Genomic DNA, 19220 nt, shown 5'->3' on the forward strand with positions numbered 1-19220 from the left:
TTACAATTCGCCCCTCTTTTATACGTCTCTAATTTTAGCACCTTTCCTATATTACCTAATGTCTCCTTCATTTTCAACCGTATCTTCCCCTATTTCTTCCTGAAGTCGACTTTGGGAGACTGTCATGCTGTGCATAAGTAGTTTATCGGAGACTTTGAGCTGCGCGTTTTTGATAGGACTTTGATTTTTTAAGAGCGTTTGGCGGAAACGTTGGATCGTGCGTTTATCGATGAGTTGCACGCGTTGACTAGCTTGGGGCAAATCAATAAAGCTGTCTTTAGCGATGATACCTTGACGAATCGTTAACGTATGGTCGACATCCTCTAAAATCTGTTCTAGCACTGTCCTCATTCGCTTTAACCGAATAGATGGGTGTAAAAACTTTTCTACTACTCCATTCTCCTGCTTCGTCCAATATCGGTCGGACTCGATCGTAAAGATCGCGTCTTTGGATCCTTTTAATGGGACAAGGAGCCATATATCAGTAGGTGAGATGATCAAAATATCCATCTCAACAGGCGCTTTTCTTGCGTACAGCACCGGCTCGTACATGATAAAAAATGTATCAGGTAGTTCTTTCACTAAAAATTGCAGTAAAGTATCAAATTCGTAGGCGCGTTTAATTGGCGAAATTTCAGAGACAGTAGAGCTTGCCCAGTTTAACTGAAATTGAAAGAGCTCCTCTTTAAACGAGAGCTTGAGCTCATCGAGCGTTTTATGTCTCAGATTTTCATTTGTTGGGAGCGGAATATTATCCTCTGTTTTTTTCTTCCTAAAGCGATTGATCGCCTTTTTAAATAAGGAGTCCTCTTCCTCGTATTGATGATATAAAGGGAGAGAATCAAGCCCTTTACGGGTTGCATCAAAATCTTGTTTAAGTCTCGTCCACCGCTCCTTTTTAAGTCGTACGTAGCGACTTGGGTAGCGATACATATCTATTTCATAACGTGACACGTAATCTGATAGTTTCAATAGTTGCGCCATGTGTGTCCCCCTATTCTAGCCTCTTTGTTTGTATTCTCTCGTATCTCGGCACTTCTCCAATTCGGATCTCATAGAGATGGATCTCCGCAACTGTCATCGTGACGGGCTTAATCTTTATATCGTCAAGTGGAGCGGTCCTTTCCACTCCTCTCCACTTTTTAGCAATTGTCATATGCGGATGATAGGGTCTTCTGTCTCCTTCAAATGATACGTCATCACCCGATTTTCTGACCATAGCTTGGAGATCTAGGAGGGCGTTGGAATGCTCTGGCGCTAAAAATAGCACGCGAGGACGTGTCGCAAGTCCAAAGCTCGCTCGCTTAGAAAATGTGAGGGGAAAGCTAGGACTTGGTATGGTAGCGATTCTATCCCATAACTCCTCCACTTTTGCGAATTCAAAACCACCAAGAAACAGTAATGTAATATGCATATCACGTGGGTCCGGTAACACATTATACTGGTGAATCATGTCAAGTCTTGCTGCAACACCCGCTGACGCAACCTCTGGTGTTGCTGAAATACCGATAAAGTGATGCATCTGAATAGTCCTCCCTGCTTTAACGCTTAAAATCGCTATGATACAATTATAAGCGATAATAGAGAAGTGTATAAAGAGAGGATGACCGCAGTGGCTAAAGTAGTGACGAATATGAATGAACTAATAGGTGATACACCTCTTGTTAAGCTACGTCATCTAACAGGAGCAAATCACGCTACGGTATATTTAAAGCTAGAGTTTATGAATCCGAGCGGAAGTGTAAAGGATCGCGCAGCATCGAATATGATTGAACAAGCAGAGAAGGACGGTCTTTTAACAAAGGACTCCGTTATCATTGAACCGACGTCCGGCAACACTGGCATTGGACTTGCCATGACGGCTGCCGCTAAGGGCTATAAGGCCATCTTAACGATGCCGGATACGATGTCTCAGGAGCGTATTAACCTGCTAAAAGCTTACGGAGCTAAAGTAGAATTAACCCCTGGAGACAAAAAAATGCCTGGTGCAATTGAGCGCGCAAAGGAGCTTGCTAAAGAGATTCCTAACGCATTCATTCCGATGCAGTTCGAAAACCACGCTAACCCTGACGCACACCGTGGTTCAACAGCTCTTGAAATCATCGATGGCATGAAGCAAATCGGGAAGGATCTTTCCGCGTTTGTCGCGACTTCTGGCACTGGAGGGACGATTACTGGTACAGGAGAAGAGCTCAAAAAGGTATATAAAGATTTAACAGTGCACGTAGTAGAGCCAAAAGGCTCACCTGTTTTATCAGGTGGAAAACCAGGTCCCCATAAGCTTGTTGGTACGTCTCCAGGATTTGTACCACCAATTTTAAACGAAGAGGTATATGGAGAAATTTTTCAAATCTCGGATGAGGATGCATATGAGGTAACACGTAGACTCGCTCGTGAAGAAGGTATTTTAGTTGGCCCTTCCTCCGGCGCCGCCTGCTACGCTGCTCTGCAAGTAGCATCAAGGTTAACAAAAGATGATGTCGTTGTATGTATCGCCTGTGATACAGGAGAACGCTACCTGTCAACTGACTTATTTCAATTTGAAGGGTAATCTTTTAAGATCCAGTGGCATTGATGCCGCTGGATTTTTAATTTCGCGCTATAATCTATTTATAAATTTTACACACGTTCACTATAATGATGTTCATTTATTTGAAATAAAGGGAATATACTTATTACGCAAGTGAGTAAATGATGCAAAAACGTCTTTCTACCCCTATTTCCAGTACAATTAGTACTTTTTGCTATTCTAATGTTCGGTTTTTACTTCATATTCATGCATTTTTACAGGGAATTAAAATAATTTACAGAGAGAATACTTTACTCTTAATTATGTTTTAGGGTAGAATAGATGCAAAGGAGGGAGTTCTCTTGACGATCAGTGCTATGATGAATGCACAAACGCAACAGCTACAGCACACCGTGAGCCTTAGTATTTTACAAAGCTCCCTGCAAACTCAAGCTGCCGCAAGTATTCATATGCTTGATAAGATGAATGAGACTTCGCCTGCCCCACATCCATATGCGGGCAAGCAGATTGACTGGAAAGCGTAATACCTCATTCGCGAATTTCGTTTTATCGCCCTTTTAAAGAATATGTAGGGTGACGACAACAATAAGGAGTGGTTTTTTGAAGCCTTCAACCGACCGTATGTTGACTCGAATTAAAGCAATCTACCTTTACATCAAAAAGAATGGTAGTGTCTCCACCAAGGAGCTGGTTGAGGAGTTCGGTTGTACCGAACGTACGATTCAGCGAGATCTTAATGTGCTTGAATACAACGATCTTGTTATCAGTCATGAACGCGGTGTATGGACAACGACGAAGAAAAAGACAAAGGTATCATAATCCCATATAACGCAAGATGATCCTCATGCAGGATCATCTTTTTTGTTTGTTTTTAAAAAAGGAATGCCTTGGAGCGGAGTGCTTAAGATGATTGCGAATCGTGCCTTATGCGCGAAGTGCCATCATATCATAAGAATGATTGACGTTTTCGCGCTAGTTAATGGTTGGTTAATAAGGTTTGCTATGTAGTGCAGGGTTAATGGAAGTACTTTAATAAGGTTATGTGCCTCGTGTTGGGTTTATGTTCCGCATTTAAGAGATATGGACTTCGTGTGGAGGATCACCCTAGTTATGTGCCTCATTCTGGATTTATGTTCCGCATTCACATTTTATCTCCCCCATTTAAAAATTATGGACTTCGTGCCGAAGATCACCTATATAGCCTTCCTCTCACCTCTCTCAAAAACTCGAGCCCCTCTTTAAGAGTGGCTCGATCAATTATACGTATTAATCTGCATCCATGAGTAGCTGTAGCTCTTCTTCCGTTAGCTCACGATATTGCCCTGGCTTTAACGTTTCATCTAAAAGTAGGCTACCGTGACGCTCTCTTTTTAGAGCTGTCACTTTATTATCGACTGCTTCAAGCATGCGTTTAACTTGATGAAACTTTCCTTCTTGAATTGTTAGCCAAAACACGTCTCGCTTTTCCCCTTCAAAACGAACTTTAGCGGGCTTTGTCTCATACCCATCGTCCAATTTCACTCCGCTCTCAAGCACCTCCACATCGTTTTCGGTCAAAGGAAGCTTTGAGTGAACGCGGTACTCTTTATCGACTTTGTGTTTTGGTGAGGTTAAGCGGTGCCCGAGCTTACCGTCGTTTGTTAATAATAAGAGGCCTGTAGTATCTTTGTCGAGCCTGCCAACTGGGAATGGCTCAAACAGTACTTCATCAGGTCCGAGTAAATCAATGACTGTTTGGTCCCTCGTGTCTTCTGTTGCTGAGACTGTCCCAGCAGGTTTATGAAGCATGATGTAAATGAATTCGCGATACTCCACTGGCTCTCCGTAAAGCATGAGCTCGTCCTTGTCAGGATCGACCTTCACCTTGCCGTCTTTCACCGTCAAGCCATTCGCGACAAGCGCGCCTTCCTTTAACAGACGCTTCACATCTTTACGGCTTCCATATCCAAGGTGGGAGAGTAATTTATCTGCGCGCATCTTACTCCTCCTCCCCAAACATGTAGTGCTTCGTCCGTATATTCACATTGAGCACGAGCCCTATGGCGAGCATGTTGGTAACCAGTGCACTACCTCCATAGCTAACAAACGGTAGCGCAAGACCTGTGATAGGGACAAGACCAATCGTCATACCGATGTTTTGGAAAACTTGGAAGACGATAAGACCAACAACACCTGCTACGATAAACGTACCAAAAGAATTATTACACGTAAATGCAATAATAATCATGCGATAAAGCAAGAGGAAGTAAACAATTAGTAATACGGTTGCTCCTATAAAGCCAAACTCTTCCCCTATAACAGTAAAGATAAAGTCTGTATGAATTTCAGGGATTGTTCCACTTGCTGTTTTTACACCTTCTCCAAGACCAGATCCATATAGTCTTCCTGCTCCAATTCCTTGAATAGCGTGATAGAGCTGGTAGCCTTCTCCGCCAATATTGGCATTCGGATCAAGCCATGCGTATATACGGCTTAATTGGTGGTCTCGAATAATACGATTAAAGACTTCAAACATATTATTGTGCATCCATACTAAAACAGCAATGAATCCCGCACCTAGTGACACCAATAAACCAAGCATTCTAAATGTTACTCCAGCCATTAAGATCATAATCGCAATCATGGCTAAAATGACAAGTGCTGTACCTAAGTCAGGCTGTTGTAAAATAAGAGCAAATGGTGGTAATCCAACGGCTAATATTTTACCAACGACAACTACGTCTGATTTAAATGACTTTTCTCGTGGTTTCTTCATAATTGTGTAAAGAAGATGGGCGAGAATAATAACTAAAAATACTTTAACGAATTCAGAGGGTTGAAAGGCGATAAGGTCTTCGACTCCCAACCAGCGTTGCGCTCCGTTTCGTTCGATACCCAACGGAGTAAAACTAACTGCTAATAGTAACACCATACTACCAATATATAAAGGAATACTAAAATTCTTAAAGAACTCGTAGTCAATAATCATGGCAAAGACCATGAGAACTGTCCCGATAACAAACCAAATAATTTGTCGTTGCACGAAGTGACTTGCAGGCACCGCATACTGTTCCGTTGATGCAGCGCTATATATCGCAACTAAACTTATACACATTAAACAAAATAAAAAGAATAATAACGTGAAGTCCAGCTGTTGGATTGGACTTTTACGCTCTTGCATATACCTCCACCTACTTCTTAAACTCTATTTACTATACGAATAAGATGTGCGCGCCGAAGCTGAAACCGCTGGTTCTTCTTTCGCTTGTTCCGGAATTCCACGCTTTTCTTGACGATCTTTTTCCGTACGTCGTGATACGTTTGCAAGTACTCCCATCGACATCATTGTAACTAATAAGGAGGACCCCCCATAGCTGACGAAAGGAAATGGGATACCAGTGATAGGAAGCATGCCACTCACTGCACCTGCGTTTAAAATAATTTGTATACTTAGCTGAAATACGATTCCAAATGCTAACAGGCTTCCAAATGCATCCTTACACCTAGCGCCAATAAGGACACCTCGCCCGATTAAGAATAAAATCGCACTGAAAAGAAAAACGATACCTAAAAACCCCAGTTCCTCACTAACAATGGCGAGGATAAAGTCCGTATGAGCCTCAGGTAAATAAAATAGCTTTTGCACACTGTTACCAAGTCCCGCACCTGTTAAGCCACCGTGAGCGATCGCGATATACGACTGCACAAGCTGGAAGCCTTGTGTTTGCTCTAACTCAAACGGTGTACGGAAACCAATAAGACGGTCAAGTCGATACTGCTCGGAATTCGCATACCAGTACATGACACCAGCTGCGACAGACCCAATCGCAAAGAGATGTAGATATCTTGCGCCAGAAAAGAACGCAATTAAAATAGCAACTAGTACAATCGACATTCCTGTACCTAAATCAGGCTGCATCATGATTAAGAAGAAGAATCCACCTACAATAATAAGCGGTGGCATGAATCCTCCTAAAAAGCTATTTATGTACGCCTGTTTTCTTGAATAAATATACGATAAATAGATGATTGCTCCAAGCTTCACGAATTCGGATGCTTGTAACCCAAACGGCCCAATCTGAATCCATCTTGTCGCTCCATTTACGGTATTACCTACTCCAGGAATTAAAACTGCAATCAATAGAGCAAAGCATAAAAATAAAATAGGTATTATTAGCTTTTGATAGTGACGATATGGGAAAAACATTAAAAATGTAAACATGACTGAGCCAATTAGTAGAAATTGAAGCTGTCTATTAAAAAAGTAGCGCATATTATCATGATCCTGATAGCCTTCTACAAAACTAGCGCTATACACCATCACAAGCCCAAAAGCTGTTAATATGGCGATTACCGTAATTAAATACCAATCTATGTACAGCTTTCTCTTTTCCGCTTCCAATGCGCTCACCTCCTACAGTCATACTCGTATATTATAGCACTAGCATGATTCTGAAAGAAAGTGACATTCGATGGTTAAACCCTATTTCATTATGTATTTTGTTAAGAGCGCTTTCATGTTTTAGATGATTTTTGTGGTCGAAAATAGACGTAAAACGGGTATGAAACAGGTAGATATGTAAAGGAGGAACTCTAGATGACACAATCTATCATCGTAATAGGCGCCGGTCTAGCCGGATTATCTGCCGCAACGGCATTAAAGAACGCAAACTGCCACCTCACCATGTTAGAAGCTGCACCTCAAGCTGGAGGTAAAGTGAAATCATGGATCAGTGAGAAGGATGACACGTATATAGAGGAAGGCGCACAGTTTATTAATACCGACATGACGCAGATGGTCAAGCTTGCAACATCTGCAGGGTTATCTATTGTTCAAACGGGTAGCAAGCCTGACGGTATTAGTATAGCAGCTCCCGAGCAAGCACCTATAAGCGACGAACTCTTTGATCATGAAGATGAACTAGATGACATCGTGATTACACGGAAAGAGGAAGACATCCCCCTTTCCTCTCTGTATAATCGTTTAGATATTACAAAGGACGAACAGCAACTTATCTCTAGTATGTACGGCGAATTAATAAATGTGAACCCTCAGCTTGTTAGTGCTGCAGGATTTTTATCGATCCATAAACGGTTTGCTTCTATGCAGGATGACACAACGCACCAGGTAGCAGGTCCTCTATCTCATTTAGTCGGCCATTTACTCAAGCAACTTCCTACTGTTCATTTTTCTGAGCCCGCCCGTTCCATTTTTTCAGACGAAAAAGGGGTAACGGTCCAGACAGATAAGCAAGAATATCAGGCAGATGGCGTTGTCATAGCCGTTCCTCCTGCAGTAGCGAGTAAGCTTACGTATTCATCCAACTTAGTGTCACACTTCAAGCAAGCATTGGATAGCTATATTAACGGCTCTATTATTAAAATCACATGGGAATACGAGACCCCGTTTTGGGAAGAGCTAAAAGGACGTGATGAGGTTATTCACATGGCGGAGGCAACCTTCACGACTCCTCAAGGAATATCGGTGCAGGATACGTCTGCTAGAGGGATAAATAATCGACTCACGATGTTTATCGGCGCAGATCTCGCAGAAGAATTAGCAACTAAAAAGGAAGACGATGTAGTCAGAATAGCAGAAGAGTGGCTTAAAGAAGCTGTTGGTGAACGTGCATTTACTTATTCCCGTAGACACGTAAGCACGTGGGTCAACGATCCACTGTGCGGAGGCGGATACGGAGCTGCTGTCCGTTATGGATCGATGATCGCCCCATATGAACTGCTACGTGAGCCATATGCACGGACCGTGTTTGCTAGTAGCGAATTAACAAAGGAATTCGCACATCATATGGAGGGGGCGCTCCGAGCAGGTAAATATGCTGCAACTTCCTTACTCTCTTTTCTTAAGAAAAAGGGGTAAGAACTCTCTGAGCCGAACACTTACTTATCGTTCGTACCTGTGTTATACTAATTTACAGGAAGTCATCAAAGGGGTGAGAGAGATGGAACAATTAGCAATGTGCCCTAAGTTTGAGTCTGCATTTCAGCTATTAGGTAAACGATGGAACGGTTTAATTATTCGCGTGCTTTTAAATGGCCCGGTACGCTTTCGTGATATTTCAACAAATATTCCAAGTATGAGCGATAAAATGCTCGTAGAACGACTAAAACAGCTTGAAGAAGTAGGCGTTGTAGAGCGCAGCGTTTATCCTGAGACACCTGTACGTATTGAATATGCGTTAACGGACAAAGGTCGCGCGTTAAAGCCTGCCTTAGACGAAATTCAATCATGGGCAGAATCATGGATGCACCAAGAGCACGAGTAACGTAAAAAGGATGTCTGGAGCAACAACTCCGGACATCCTTTTTTTAACGCTTTTTTAATACCGCAAATCGTTCCCCTAATACAATTCCTGCAAGACCTGAGCGAATTGCTAAATTCATATACACAATTCCTCCAGCTCCGACAGCAAGTAATAAGACGATAAACGCGTTCATACGCGTATCTAACGTTAATGTTTCTGTTAATCCATAGGTTAAAAATGCTACAACTGCGCCCATCAATAGGGTAAATGCTGCGACCACGACGAATCGTTTACCGATTTGCTTGTAGTTGTAGTTCGTAAATTTGCCGATCGCATAAGCATTTACGAATACAGCGACAGCATAGCCGATCGTTGTAGCTAAGATGGCACCTTCCGGACCAAACCAGCCAATAAATAAACTGTTCGTTAACAGTTTAAACGCAAGTCCTGCAACTAAAGCTAAAATCGCATAATACTGCTTATTGATTCCTTGTAATAAGGAGGCTGTAACAGCAAACACGGAGAAAAGAATCGCCGCTGGAGCATATGCACGAAGCACCTCTGCCCCAATTTGTAACCCGTCAAATCCAAACAGCGCCGCATAAGCTGGAGTCGCAACAAGCATGAGACCAATCGCCGCTGGCACAGTTAAAAAGACAATAATCTGATACGTTTGCGTGACCGTTCGTTGCAACCGATCTGTATCATTCATCGTATGTGCTTTTGTAACTGTTGGTAAAATCGTCAAGGACATCGCTGTTGCGATGGATACAGGAATCATAATTAATTTATGAGAAGCCTGCTGGAAAGCACCAAAATATCTCTCTGCCTCGACTGCTTCAAACCCTGCTCGTGTGATCATCGCATGGTTGAACGTAAATAAATCGACCATTTGATAAAGCGGAATCGCGAGACCAACAAACGATAAAGGTAGCGCGTACCGAATAAGCTCTTTATACATCGTGGATAGCGGTAGCTTATGATCCACCGCACTCTCTTTTACCTGCTCCTGCAGCGACGGCATTCGTTTCTTATAATAATATAAGAGTACGACGAGTCCGCCAATCGCTCCAACAAATGCGCCGAATGTGGCGAATCCAACTGCTGTGCCTAGTGAGCCCTCAAACTGATACAAAATAATCCATGTTAAGAGAAGAATAAATGCGATGCGAATGACCTGCTCGATGACTTGTGAAACTGCGGTCGGTCCCATCGAATTATGCCCTTGAAAGTAGCCTCGAATAATCGCCATGACAGGAACGACAATCAGAGCGGCACTCACCATACGAATAACAAACACAGCGTCGGAGATTGTATTCCCACTTAAATCATCCGCGTCTAAAACACGATTCGCTATCGGCTCTGCTAGGGAAAATAGAAGAAGGAATGCAATAAACCCGCTTATCGACATAAAAATTAGACCCGACTTAAGCAAACGTTGACCAGTGTGATAGTCTCCAAGCGCATTATATTTTGATACAAATTTGGATACGGCAAGAGGAACGCCTAATGTTGCCACACTTAAAAGCACGGTATAAGGCGTGTACCCATACGTATATAAGGCCAGTCCTTGCTGACCGACTAATGCTGTAAATGGGAACACGTAAATAAGTCCAAGAATTTTTGTAATAAAAATTCCCATACTCAAAATCATCGTCCCTCTAATAAGCTGTTGTTCTGACATGAGTCTTGTCCCCTACTTAAGATTCTATAATTTTAACAAAAACGGAGCGCTGTCTTGGACCATCAAATTCACAAAAATAAATGCCTTGCCACGTGCCAAGAATCATTTCTGATTCATGAATAATAACTGCTTGAGAAGAACCTACTGTAGAGGCTTTCATATGCGCAGCTGTATTGCCTTCCGCATGCTTATCGAGATGATGATCCCATGGGTACACTTCATCAAACCTTCGTAACATATCGGTTTTCACATCGGGATCGGCATTCTCATTAATCGTAATTCCTGCTGTTGTATGCGCACAGTAAACATGCACCACGCCATTTTGCACACCGTGATCACGAATCACTTCTGCTACTTGCTTCGTTATATCCACCATTTCATCCCGACTATTTGTTGAGAGCTTTAGCTTTGTAACCATTATTCCGCTCCTCTCGCATGCTTATTCGTAGCTATAACTGCCTCTTTAAATGCCTCTTGCACCTGTCTTTCTTTTAGAACGAGTAACCCTTGCGCTGTTGAACCTCCAGGTGAGGCCACCTGCGCAATTAAATCCTTCGGCTCATGCCCTTCTTCTAGCATCGCAATGGAGCCTTTCATCATTTTAATGACAAGCTCTCGTGCCTGTTCTTGCGAAATATCGTACGACTCTGCCGCTTTTTCTAACGCATCCGCAATATGATACAAAAAGGCCGGAGCGCTCCCTGTAATTGCCGTTAGATCATGAACGAGCTGTGGAGGAAACTCTTCGGAATAGCCGATAGCATCTAATATTGCTTGAATCAATTCGCGATGCTTGGCTGTGACATACTCTCCGCATGTATAAGTAGACATCGATTCCCCAACCTGCGCTGCCGTATTCGGCATAATCCATGCAGTCGGAGTCCCACTAGGCAAACGCTCCTCCATGTACGCTGGATCAATCCCCGCCGCAACGGTCAAAACAAGTTTGTGATCAATCACACGAGCTAAGTCTCTTAGGATCGCATCATGCGTGTGAGGAGGCGTTGCGAGAATAATCGCATCATGACTTTCGACCTCGCTCATCCATACTGTTGTTGTTGCTACGCCATACGTTTCTTCTAATCTATGTAAGGTGTCTTGATTTGTTTGGTTCGCTACTGTGATAGAGCCAATCGCCTCAGGGTTTGTTTTCACAATACCCGCAATAATCGCTTCCGCCATTCGGCCAGCTCCAATAAATAAAAGTTTCTGCTTCATCACCATTACCCCTTTCCTCTCTACAACGATACCACTTTTCAACGCTGACGCAAGTATGATGCTAGCTTTTTTTGACAGAAAAAAGGGCTAAGTCATTATTCGTGTGGCTGTCTCGCTGCTTTTTGTAGGATGATGGTGTCGGAGAGACGCTATTTATAGTGGAGCGTCGTGTACGTTGTCTTATGGCGCGTGCATGTTACCTTTCAGGGTGTCATTCTTTTGCACCGCGTGCATTTCCCACCTCGTCGTGTGCATTTCCACCTTAGCTGTCTGCATTCTGCTCCACTCCGCGTGCATTTCCCCTTCCCTCGCCCGCATTCCTCACGACAAAAAAAGGCACCAATATGATCGCATTGGCACCTTCTCTACATTATTTAATTACCGTTACCGTGCATCCACCTTACCGTTACCTATCCTAACTTAGCTAGCTGCTGATCAGATGTTTTACGGCTAAGGTGCTTATGTTGCTTAGCAAACTGACGTAGCTGGCGCTTCATTTTATTCTTTGTCCACGTAAAATCTTCAATTTTCTTATGATTTAAATACGTTGCAAAGAAATCTAAGTGTCCACTTTCAAACCTTGACTCACGAGGTACAACGACAAAATACCGATAGAACGCATCAGATAGCGACATTTCAATGGAAATAAAGTCGCCGTATCGCTCCGAAAGCATGCGATAGTTAGTCTCCCGTAGTTTCGTTAATAAAGACGTTAAAAATAGCTCTTCATTACCGTTTAGTCTAAAACCGCGCTCTTCAAGCGCTACGATAAACGGCTTTAAATCATTATGATAGAACGAATAAGCTTTTCTCATTTCCTTCGTCATCGAAATAGACATGCTGAACGTTCCTTCTGAACGTGCAAATAGCATATTTAATACTGCGCGGTGTACGTCTGGGTGTAATAAAAAGCTTGGGTGAACGGTTGTCAAATACTCACTCACGGCTTGATTTAATAACGTCTGGCTTTCGTGTTTCTGTTTCATATCTTGAAGAGCAGCTTGGCGCTCTAAAGTAGCATATTGGCGAATTCGTTCCTGCGTCTCTTCTGCAAACCGCTCTTTTTTAGCGGTGAATCGTTGTCGTAGCTGTCCTAACATGGTAAAAAACCTCCTAGCATAAAATCTTCCACAAGAAGTGTACCACAGTAAAATTCAGAATAAAACAGACAATTCATTAAAAATCTGTTGCTAATGTGACATGATCATGACAGAAGCCACATTTTAAGCAAATTTGCTTAAAAACAAGGCCTTATTGCATTTTCTATCTAGAAACCGTACAATCGTGTGAGAGCAAATCAAAGGAGCGATTTACGTGAAAGATGTAGTAATTATAGGCGGTGGTCCCTCCGGACTAATGGCAGCAGTCGCGAGTGCGTCTCACGGCGCTAGCGTGCTTTTACTGGATAAAGGCAGTAAGCTCGGGCGCAAGCTAGCTATTTCCGGAGGCGGACGCTGCAACGTGACGAACCGAGTCGATGCCGCTGAAATCATTAAGCACATCCCAGGTAACGGTCGATTTATGTACAGTCCCTTCTCTATCTTTAACAACGAGGATATCATTGCCTTTTTTGAAGGGTTGAATATCCCGTTAAAGGAAGAAGATAACGGCAGAATGTTCCCCGTTAATGATAAAGCGATTGAGGTTGTTCGAGCATTATTAAATAAGATTCGATCGTTAAACGTGGAGATACGCACTAAAACAGAGGTTGCGGACATCCATTATACAGAGGATGCTGTCAGTGCCGTGGAGCTTACGGACGGAGAGTTAATTCAAGCTAAAAACGTGATCGTAGCAGTCGGTGGTATGTCTGTCCCTTACACGGGATCCACTGGCGACGGCTACCCGTGGGCGAAAAAAGCCGGTCACACGATCACCGATTTATACCCGACTGAGGTACCCATCACGATGAGCGACAGCTTTATCCACACGAAGGAGCTTCAAGGGCTCTCCCTTCGCGACGTGCAACTCTCCGTGATCGATCCAAAAAAGGGTAAGCTTATTAAAGCCCATCGCGGCGACATGATTTTCACCCATTTTGGTGTCTCCGGTCCGATCGGCCTGCGCTGTAGCCAGTATGTCATCAAGGCTAAAAAGAAGCATGACGTATCCTCCGTGCCTATGGAGATCGATCTTTTTGTGGACGAAAATGAAGAGACACTATTCCAGAGATTGAATAAAGTGATTCAATCAGAGCCTAAGAAAGCCGTTAAGAATGCGCTATCCGGCTTTGCTCCGGAACGATTAATGCCGATTCTTTTAAAGAATGCTTCTATTGATGGCATGACTGTATGCACGGAGCTTGGTCACGATAAAATACGTGCATTAGCAAAAGCGATGAAGCACATTGAGCTGACAGCAACCGGTACCTTGTCGATTGAGAAAGCATTCGTAACTGGCGGTGGCGTCAGCGTGAAAGAAGTCTACCCAAAACGAATGGAATCCAAAATGAAGCAAGGCCTCTTCTTTTGCGGAGAAGTCATGGATCTGCACGGATACACTGGTGGATATAATATTACCGTCGCCTTCTCCACTGGCTATACGGCTGGGAAAGCTGCAGCGGAGCGGTGTGCGGTAGAAGGAAATGAAGTCGTGCAATAGATAGAGTAGTAAGGTGAGGCTGGAAAAGCGCGAGTAAGCTGTTCCAGCTTTTTTTGTTGGTGGCGATGGGTGTTGGCTGGGGGGATTATCCGGTTATGGCCTTCGATTTTCCGAAAACTTGGTGTCATCATCCGATTATAGCCTTCAATTATCCGAAAACCTGGTGTCATCATCCGATATAGCCTTCAATTATCCGAAAACCTGGTGTCATTATCCGATTATAGCCTTCGATTATCCGAAAACCTGGTGTCATTATCCGATATAGCCTTCAATTATCCGAAAACTTGGTGTCATTATCCGATTATAGCCTTCGATTATCCGAAAACCTGGTGTCATTATCCGATTATAGCCTTCGATTATCCGAAAACCTGGTGCCATTATCCGATTATGTCCTTCGATTATCCGAAAACTCTCTCTCATTATCCGAAAACACCTCCTGGTTACCCGTTCCCAGTCTATTTATATTCGGCTCTTCATTCACATGAACTTGGTAGCGCAAAAGTTGATTCGCATACCCGCTCCTTGGATGCTACTCCTGACTTTGCATGATTAAATTGAATGGAGTGCCAGCTGTGAAAGGCTTTAACCACTTATTTAAAGACTACGCCCTTTATTGCTAGCTTTCTAGCATCTAAGTAGTTTTTTATTTAAAAAGGCCTTTTCGATTCAAAAACGATTCCACAATTTATAAACCCAACCGTAGGAGACCCGAAGCGGCGGGTGCGAAATACCCGTGTAGCACTTTCGCGCAGTGAAAATCCTTTCGAGCGGCCGCTCAGTTCGGCCGATCGAAAAGCCCTCCCAGCCACACAGGTATGTAGCGCCCGCCGCGCAGGGGCTCCGAAGGTGCCCGCCCTTGACCTTGACCTCCTTCATTCAAACCCCTCAACCTAAAAAACCCCTCACCTCCAACCGGAGACAAGGGGTCAACCACCATATTAATTCGCTACAATATTTACAAGCTTACCAGGAACCGCAATCACCTTACGGATTGTCTTCCCTTCCACTTCTTCTTTTACTTTATCTACGTCAAACGCCGCAGCTTCCAAGTCTTCTTTCGATGCTTCCTTCGCAATTTTAATCTTTGCGCGAAGCTTGCCGTTTACTTGGACAACAACTTCTACCTCATCCTCGACGAGCCATGCATCGTCATGAACAGGCCATGTGCTATGCGTGAGAGATTGACTGTGACCAAGCTTGCTCCATAGCTCCTCTGCTACGTGAGGTGCGACTGGAGAAAGAAGTTTGATGAAGCCTTCAACCTGACTACGAGATAGCTTCTCCTGCTTATAGCCTTCATTAACAAATACCATTAGCTGAGAAATACCCGTGTTAAAGCGAAGTCCTTCGAAGTCCTCCGTTACCTTTTTCACCGTTTGATGATACGTGCGCGACATGTCGTCACTTGTGGCAGCGTCCACGATCGAGTCTTTTAGCTCGCCACTATCTGTTACAAGAAGTCTCCACACGCGGTCAAGGAATCTTCTCGCACCGTCAAGACCGTTCTCACTCCATGCAATCGATGCATCAAGTGGTCCCATAAACATCTCATATAGACGAAGCGTGTCCGCTCCGTGAGAGCGAATAATATCATCCGGATTCACGACGTTTCCTTTTGATTTACTCATCTTCTCATTATTTTCGCCCAAAATCATACCTTGGTTATAAAGCTTTTGGAAAGGCTCTTTAGTTGGCACTACACCGATATCATAAAGCACCTTGTGCCAGAATCGCGCGTAAAGGAGGTGCAAGACAGCGTGCTCCGCTCCACCGATATAAATATCGACAGGCAACCACTTCTCAAGCTTAGCAGGATCTGCTAGCATCTTATCGTTCTTTGGATCAATGTAGCGCAGGTAATACCAACAGCTACCAGCCCATTGAGGCATCGTATTCGTCTCGCGGCGACCCTTCATGCCTGTCTTTGGATCTGTGACGATCAACCACTCTTCGTTGTTCGCAAGCGGCGATTCGCCTGTGCCTGACGGCTTGAATTCGTTCATGTCAGGAAGCGTGAGCGGAAGCTCCTCCTCCGGCACCGTCGTCATCGTGCCATCCTCCCAGTGAATCACTGGAATCGGCTCGCCCCAGTAGCGCTGACGGCTAAAGAGCCAGTCTCTCAAACGATACGTAACCTGACGCTTTCCTTTTTGATTCGACTCTAGCCAATCACACATTGCCGTGATTGCCTCTTCATTCTTCAGCCCATTGAGAAAATCGGAGTTTACGTGCTCTCCATCACCTGCATAAGCTTCTTCTTGTACGTCTCCGCCAGCAACAACCTCTACAATCGGCAAGTCGAACACTTTAGCAAACTCGTTGTCACGCTCATCGTGACCAGGGACCGCCATAATAGCGCCAGTTCCGTAGTTAACAAGAACGTAGTCAGCAATCCAGACAGGAACATTTTCACCTGTGACAGGGTGAACCGCATAGCCACCTGTGAAGACACCTGTTTTTTCTTTCGCAAGCTCGGTACGCTCTAGGTCACTCTTCGTTGCTACCTGCTTTTGATATGCTTCGACAGCATCACGTTGCTCGTCTGTTGTAAGCACGTCAACAAGGGAATGCTCAGGAGCAAGCACTAAATACGTAGCACCAAATAGCGTGTCAGGACGTGTTGTAAAGACCGTGATCGTCTTTTCAGCAGAAGGAACGTGGAAGTCTACATCCGCGCCTTCTGAACGGCCGATCCAGTTGCGCTGCATATCTTTAAGGCTCTCCGGCCAATCAAGATCGTCAAGATCCGCAAGCAAGCGATCACCATACTCCGTGATCTTAAGCATCCATTGCTTCATCGGACGGCGCTCTACGGGATGTCCGCCACGCTCACTCTTACCATCAATGACTTCTTCGTTGGCAAGTACCGTACCAAGGGCCGGACACCAGTTAACGGCAACCTCATCGACGTACGCAAGTCCTTTGTTATAAAGCTGGATGAAAATCCACTGTGTCCACTTATAGTAATCCTCGTCCGTTGTATTCACTTCGCGCTCCCAATCATAGGAGAAGCCAAGCTCTTTAATTTGACGTCTGAATGTGTCCACGTTTTGCTTCGTGAATTCACGTGGGTGATTCCCTGTATCAAGCGCGTACTGCTCAGCTGGTAATCCAAACGCATCCCATCCCATTGGGTGAAGGACGTTGTAGCCTTGCATACGCTTCATGCGTGCTAAAATATCCGTTGCTGTATATCCTTCAGGGTGTCCAACGTGAAGGCCTGCACCTGATGGATATGGGAACATATCTAGTGCATAAAAATTCTTCTTTGCTGGATCCTCTTCTGTTTTAAACGTATGATGTTCCTCCCAATACGATTGCCACTTTGACTCAATTTTTTCGTGATGAAAAGCCACTGTCATTACCTCCTCAAAATATAAAAAAACCTCCATCCCAAATATACATAAGGGACGAGAGGTTTAAAATCCTTCCCGCGGTACCACCCACGATTAGCGTCACGACGCTCACTCAACACCAATAACGCTGGTTAGACGGCGCACATGCGCACTCAAAGGTGAGTTCGACCATTCGCACTGTTAACTCTCACCACCCGTTAACTCTCTGAAGAAGCGCGACATGCCTACTATTCCTTCTCAACGTTCTTTCGTTATACGTAATGCTATTGTATGCATGTATAAAGCGTGTGTCAAGACGCCTCCTTCTCTTCTCGCTGAAAGTCGATATGCGGAACGCCGCGATCAAATAGCTTTGTCGTAATAAATGGGATAATAAATAAGAAGAGAATCACGTAAAACAAGATCTGCATCCCAAACGTATCTGCCATAAATCCACCGAATAAAGGACCAATTAGTCGTCCACCAGTCGCGATACTATTGACAATGCCCTGATAAAATCCAGCCTTCCCCTCTGGTGCTAGCTGGTGTGCAATCGTTGGGATCGCAGGCCAGACAAACATTTCCCCAATCGTTAAAATAATCATAGCCACAACAAAGCCCGTAAATACCTCTGTTTGAGAAAGCACCGCGTACGCTGCCATAAAGATGACTAGTCCTACGTAAATCTGCGCCTTTAATGAATGCACATACCGCTCTACGAAGAAGCGAATCAGCGGCTGACAAAGAATAATCATCAGACCGTTAATCGTCCAAAGTAAGCTGTAGCTACTAAGTGGAATGCCGACCTCTTGTGTGAACGCAGCGATCGTCGACGCCCACTGTGTATACGCAATCCAACAAATTAAGAAGCCAATGCACAAAATGGCAAGCGCATGAAAGCGACGCTTATGCTCAATCTTCTCTGCTTGTTCAAAAACATTCGTAGCGCGTCCCTTTAAGGTACCACTTTCTAAGTTTCTGAAAAAAACGAGAGCGAGTATTAAAAAGACGGCGTACATCAGACCATTGCCTAAAAAGACAAAATCAAAGCGAAAGCTCGCTAACAGACCGCCAAGCGCCGCCCCTAATGCAACGCCAACGTTTTGAGAAACGTACATCGCATTGAATGGTCGTCTGCCCCCCTCCGGCCAAACGGCCCCAGCCATGGCATACATACAAGGGATTACCATCCCACCGCCGAAGCCAATTAACACGAGACAAATCACGTATGCAGGAAACGATTCATAGTTAACGGCTAACGTGAACGCACTCATCATCGCAATTCCCGTACCCATCACCATCGTTTTGAAACCACCAATAAAATCAAACAGCTTGCCACCAATTAAGTTACCGATAATCCCGGCTGCAGCGTTTATCATTAGTACAACTCCTGCGGCAGTAAGAGATCTGCCAAGCTCCTCACTCATGTAAATCGTGTTAAGAGGCCATAAAAAAGATGCCCCCGTTATATTAATAGACATGCCAATAATTAATATCCATATCGCCCTAGGCATAAAAAAACTCCTTAATCATTTAGACTCTCTAACTAAGTGTAGTAGATTATCTACAAAACAACAATAAGATTCCTTCGCAAATCCTGTTTTGTCATA

General features: G+C 44.1%; 17 protein-coding genes and 1 other annotated feature. Of the genes, 6 read left to right on the forward strand and 11 right to left on the reverse strand.

Translation table 11 applies throughout. The annotated features are described in order from the left end of the window. Positions 1 to 51: 51 nt before the first annotated feature. Positions 52 to 984: a hypothetical protein gene (locus FLK61_RS14425; RefSeq protein ID WP_176010092.1), complete on the reverse strand. Its 933-nt coding sequence runs from the start codon at positions 982 to 984 to the stop codon at positions 52 to 54. Positions 985 to 994: 10 nt separating this feature from the next. Further along, a complete protein-coding gene (thpR, locus tag FLK61_RS14430; RefSeq protein ID WP_176010093.1) occupies positions 995 to 1522 on the reverse strand; it encodes an RNA 2',3'-cyclic phosphodiesterase in 528 nt (175 codons plus the stop codon). Positions 1523 to 1633: 111 nt separating this feature from the next. On the opposite strand from thpR, the gene cysK reads away from it, so the two are divergent. From cysK to FLK61_RS14445, 3 genes are all read left to right on the forward strand, one after another. Beyond that, complete coding sequence (gene cysK, locus FLK61_RS14435; protein WP_249777741.1) at positions 1634 to 2551, forward strand: cysteine synthase A; 918 nt, start codon at positions 1634 to 1636, stop codon at positions 2549 to 2551. Between the two features lie 320 nt (positions 2552 to 2871). Then, entirely contained in the window at positions 2872 to 3054 is a 183-nt protein-coding gene (locus FLK61_RS14440) for a putative motility protein (protein ID WP_176010095.1), read from the forward strand. Between the two features lie 76 nt (positions 3055 to 3130). Continuing rightward, on the forward strand, positions 3131 to 3349 hold the full coding sequence (locus tag FLK61_RS14445) for a DeoR family transcriptional regulator (protein WP_176010096.1): 219 nt from the start codon (positions 3131 to 3133) through the stop codon (positions 3347 to 3349). A 447-nt stretch (positions 3350 to 3796) separates the two neighbouring features. Here the strand turns inward: FLK61_RS14445 and FLK61_RS14450 are convergent, their stop codons facing one another. From FLK61_RS14450 to ftsW, 3 genes are read right to left on the reverse strand one after another with little or no spacing between them, the layout of a single operon-like run. Further along, entirely contained in the window at positions 3797 to 4507 is a 711-nt protein-coding gene (locus tag FLK61_RS14450) for a pseudouridine synthase (protein WP_176010097.1), read from the reverse strand. A gap of 1 nt (position 4508) precedes the next feature. Beyond that, positions 4509 to 5690 (reverse strand): rod shape-determining protein RodA, encoded by a 1182-nt coding sequence (rodA, locus tag FLK61_RS14455; RefSeq protein WP_176010098.1) that lies wholly within the window; start codon positions 5688 to 5690, stop codon positions 4509 to 4511. A gap of 24 nt (positions 5691 to 5714) precedes the next feature. Beyond that, the gene (ftsW, locus tag FLK61_RS14460; protein ID WP_176010099.1) at positions 5715 to 6911 is read right to left on the reverse strand and encodes a putative lipid II flippase FtsW; all 1197 of its coding nucleotides are present in this window, start codon (positions 6909 to 6911) and stop codon (positions 5715 to 5717) included. Positions 6912 to 7106: 195 nt separating this feature from the next. Between ftsW and FLK61_RS14465 the strand changes: the two genes are divergently transcribed. Then, entirely contained in the window at positions 7107 to 8387 is a 1281-nt protein-coding gene (locus FLK61_RS14465) for a flavin monoamine oxidase family protein (RefSeq protein ID WP_176010100.1), read from the forward strand. 82 nt (positions 8388 to 8469) lie between these two features. Beyond that, a complete protein-coding gene (locus FLK61_RS14470; RefSeq protein WP_176010101.1) occupies positions 8470 to 8793 on the forward strand; it encodes a winged helix-turn-helix transcriptional regulator in 324 nt (107 codons plus the stop codon). 43 nt (positions 8794 to 8836) lie between these two features. Here the strand turns inward: FLK61_RS14470 and FLK61_RS14475 are convergent, their stop codons facing one another. The 4 genes from FLK61_RS14475 to FLK61_RS14490 all read right to left on the reverse strand — a co-directional run bounded on the left by FLK61_RS14475 (position 8837) and on the right by FLK61_RS14490 (position 12774). Next, complete coding sequence (locus tag FLK61_RS14475) at positions 8837 to 10456, reverse strand: putative polysaccharide biosynthesis protein (protein ID WP_176010102.1); 1620 nt, start codon at positions 10454 to 10456, stop codon at positions 8837 to 8839. Between the two features lie 16 nt (positions 10457 to 10472). Continuing rightward, complete coding sequence (locus FLK61_RS14480) at positions 10473 to 10874, reverse strand: secondary thiamine-phosphate synthase enzyme YjbQ (protein ID WP_176010103.1); 402 nt, start codon at positions 10872 to 10874, stop codon at positions 10473 to 10475. Continuing rightward, positions 10874 to 11680, reverse strand: coding sequence for a pyrroline-5-carboxylate reductase (gene proC / locus FLK61_RS14485; RefSeq protein ID WP_176010104.1), 807 nt, complete (start codon positions 11678 to 11680; stop codon positions 10874 to 10876). Before proC ends, FLK61_RS14480 begins: the two co-directional genes overlap by 1 nt. A 404-nt stretch (positions 11681 to 12084) precedes the next feature. Continuing rightward, positions 12085 to 12774, reverse strand: a complete 690-nt coding sequence (locus FLK61_RS14490) for a hypothetical protein (RefSeq protein ID WP_176010105.1) — start codon at positions 12772 to 12774, stop codon at positions 12085 to 12087. A gap of 256 nt (positions 12775 to 13030) precedes the next feature. On the opposite strand from FLK61_RS14490, the gene FLK61_RS14495 reads away from it, so the two are divergent. Beyond that, a complete protein-coding gene (locus FLK61_RS14495; RefSeq protein ID WP_249777742.1) occupies positions 13031 to 14275 on the forward strand; it encodes a BaiN/RdsA family NAD(P)/FAD-dependent oxidoreductase in 1245 nt (414 codons plus the stop codon). A gap of 938 nt (positions 14276 to 15213) precedes the next feature. Here the strand turns inward: FLK61_RS14495 and leuS are convergent. Beyond that, the gene (leuS, locus tag FLK61_RS14500; protein WP_176010107.1) at positions 15214 to 17631 is read right to left on the reverse strand and encodes a leucine--tRNA ligase; all 2418 of its coding nucleotides are present in this window, start codon (positions 17629 to 17631) and stop codon (positions 15214 to 15216) included. Positions 17632 to 17678: 47 nt separating this feature from the next. Then, positions 17679 to 17881: a binding site (T-box leader), on the reverse strand. Positions 17882 to 17921: 40 nt separating this feature from the next. Further along, positions 17922 to 19124, reverse strand: a complete 1203-nt coding sequence (locus FLK61_RS14505) for an MDR family MFS transporter (protein WP_176010108.1) — start codon at positions 19122 to 19124, stop codon at positions 17922 to 17924. Positions 19125 to 19220: the final 96 nt, after the last annotated feature.

The organism is Paenalkalicoccus suaedae, from assembly GCF_006965545.2.
GTDB lineage: Bacteria > Bacillota > Bacilli > Bacillales > Salisediminibacteriaceae > Paenalkalicoccus > Paenalkalicoccus suaedae.

Bases quoted from the DNA above. Each gene is read 5' to 3' on its own strand.
- FLK61_RS14450 (WP_176010097.1), bottom strand. From the start codon at position 4,507: ATGCGCGCAGATAAATTACTCTCCCACCTTGGATATGGAAGCCGTAAA.
- FLK61_RS14465 (WP_176010100.1), top strand. From the start codon at position 7,107: ATGACACAATCTATCATCGTAATAGGCGCCGGTCTAGCCGGATTATCT.
- proC (WP_176010104.1), bottom strand. From the start codon at position 11,680: ATGGTGATGAAGCAGAAACTTTTATTTATTGGAGCTGGCCGAATGGCG.
- FLK61_RS14505 (WP_176010108.1), bottom strand. From the start codon at position 19,124: ATGCCTAGGGCGATATGGATATTAATTATTGGCATGTCTATTAATATA.
- FLK61_RS14470 (WP_176010101.1), top strand. From the start codon at position 8,470: ATGGAACAATTAGCAATGTGCCCTAAGTTTGAGTCTGCATTTCAGCTA.
- cysK (WP_249777741.1), top strand. From the start codon at position 1,634: ATGAATGAACTAATAGGTGATACACCTCTTGTTAAGCTACGTCATCTA.
- rodA (WP_176010098.1), bottom strand. From the start codon at position 5,690: ATGCAAGAGCGTAAAAGTCCAATCCAACAGCTGGACTTCACGTTATTA.
- thpR (WP_176010093.1), bottom strand. From the start codon at position 1,522: ATGCATCACTTTATCGGTATTTCAGCAACACCAGAGGTTGCGTCAGCG.
- FLK61_RS14425 (WP_176010092.1), bottom strand. From the start codon at position 984: ATGGCGCAACTATTGAAACTATCAGATTACGTGTCACGTTATGAAATA.
- FLK61_RS14480 (WP_176010103.1), bottom strand. From the start codon at position 10,874: ATGGTTACAAAGCTAAAGCTCTCAACAAATAGTCGGGATGAAATGGTG.
- FLK61_RS14495 (WP_249777742.1), top strand. From the start codon at position 13,031: ATGGCAGCAGTCGCGAGTGCGTCTCACGGCGCTAGCGTGCTTTTACTG.
- FLK61_RS14475 (WP_176010102.1), bottom strand. From the start codon at position 10,456: ATGTCAGAACAACAGCTTATTAGAGGGACGATGATTTTGAGTATGGGA.
- FLK61_RS14490 (WP_176010105.1), bottom strand. From the start codon at position 12,774: ATGTTAGGACAGCTACGACAACGATTCACCGCTAAAAAAGAGCGGTTT.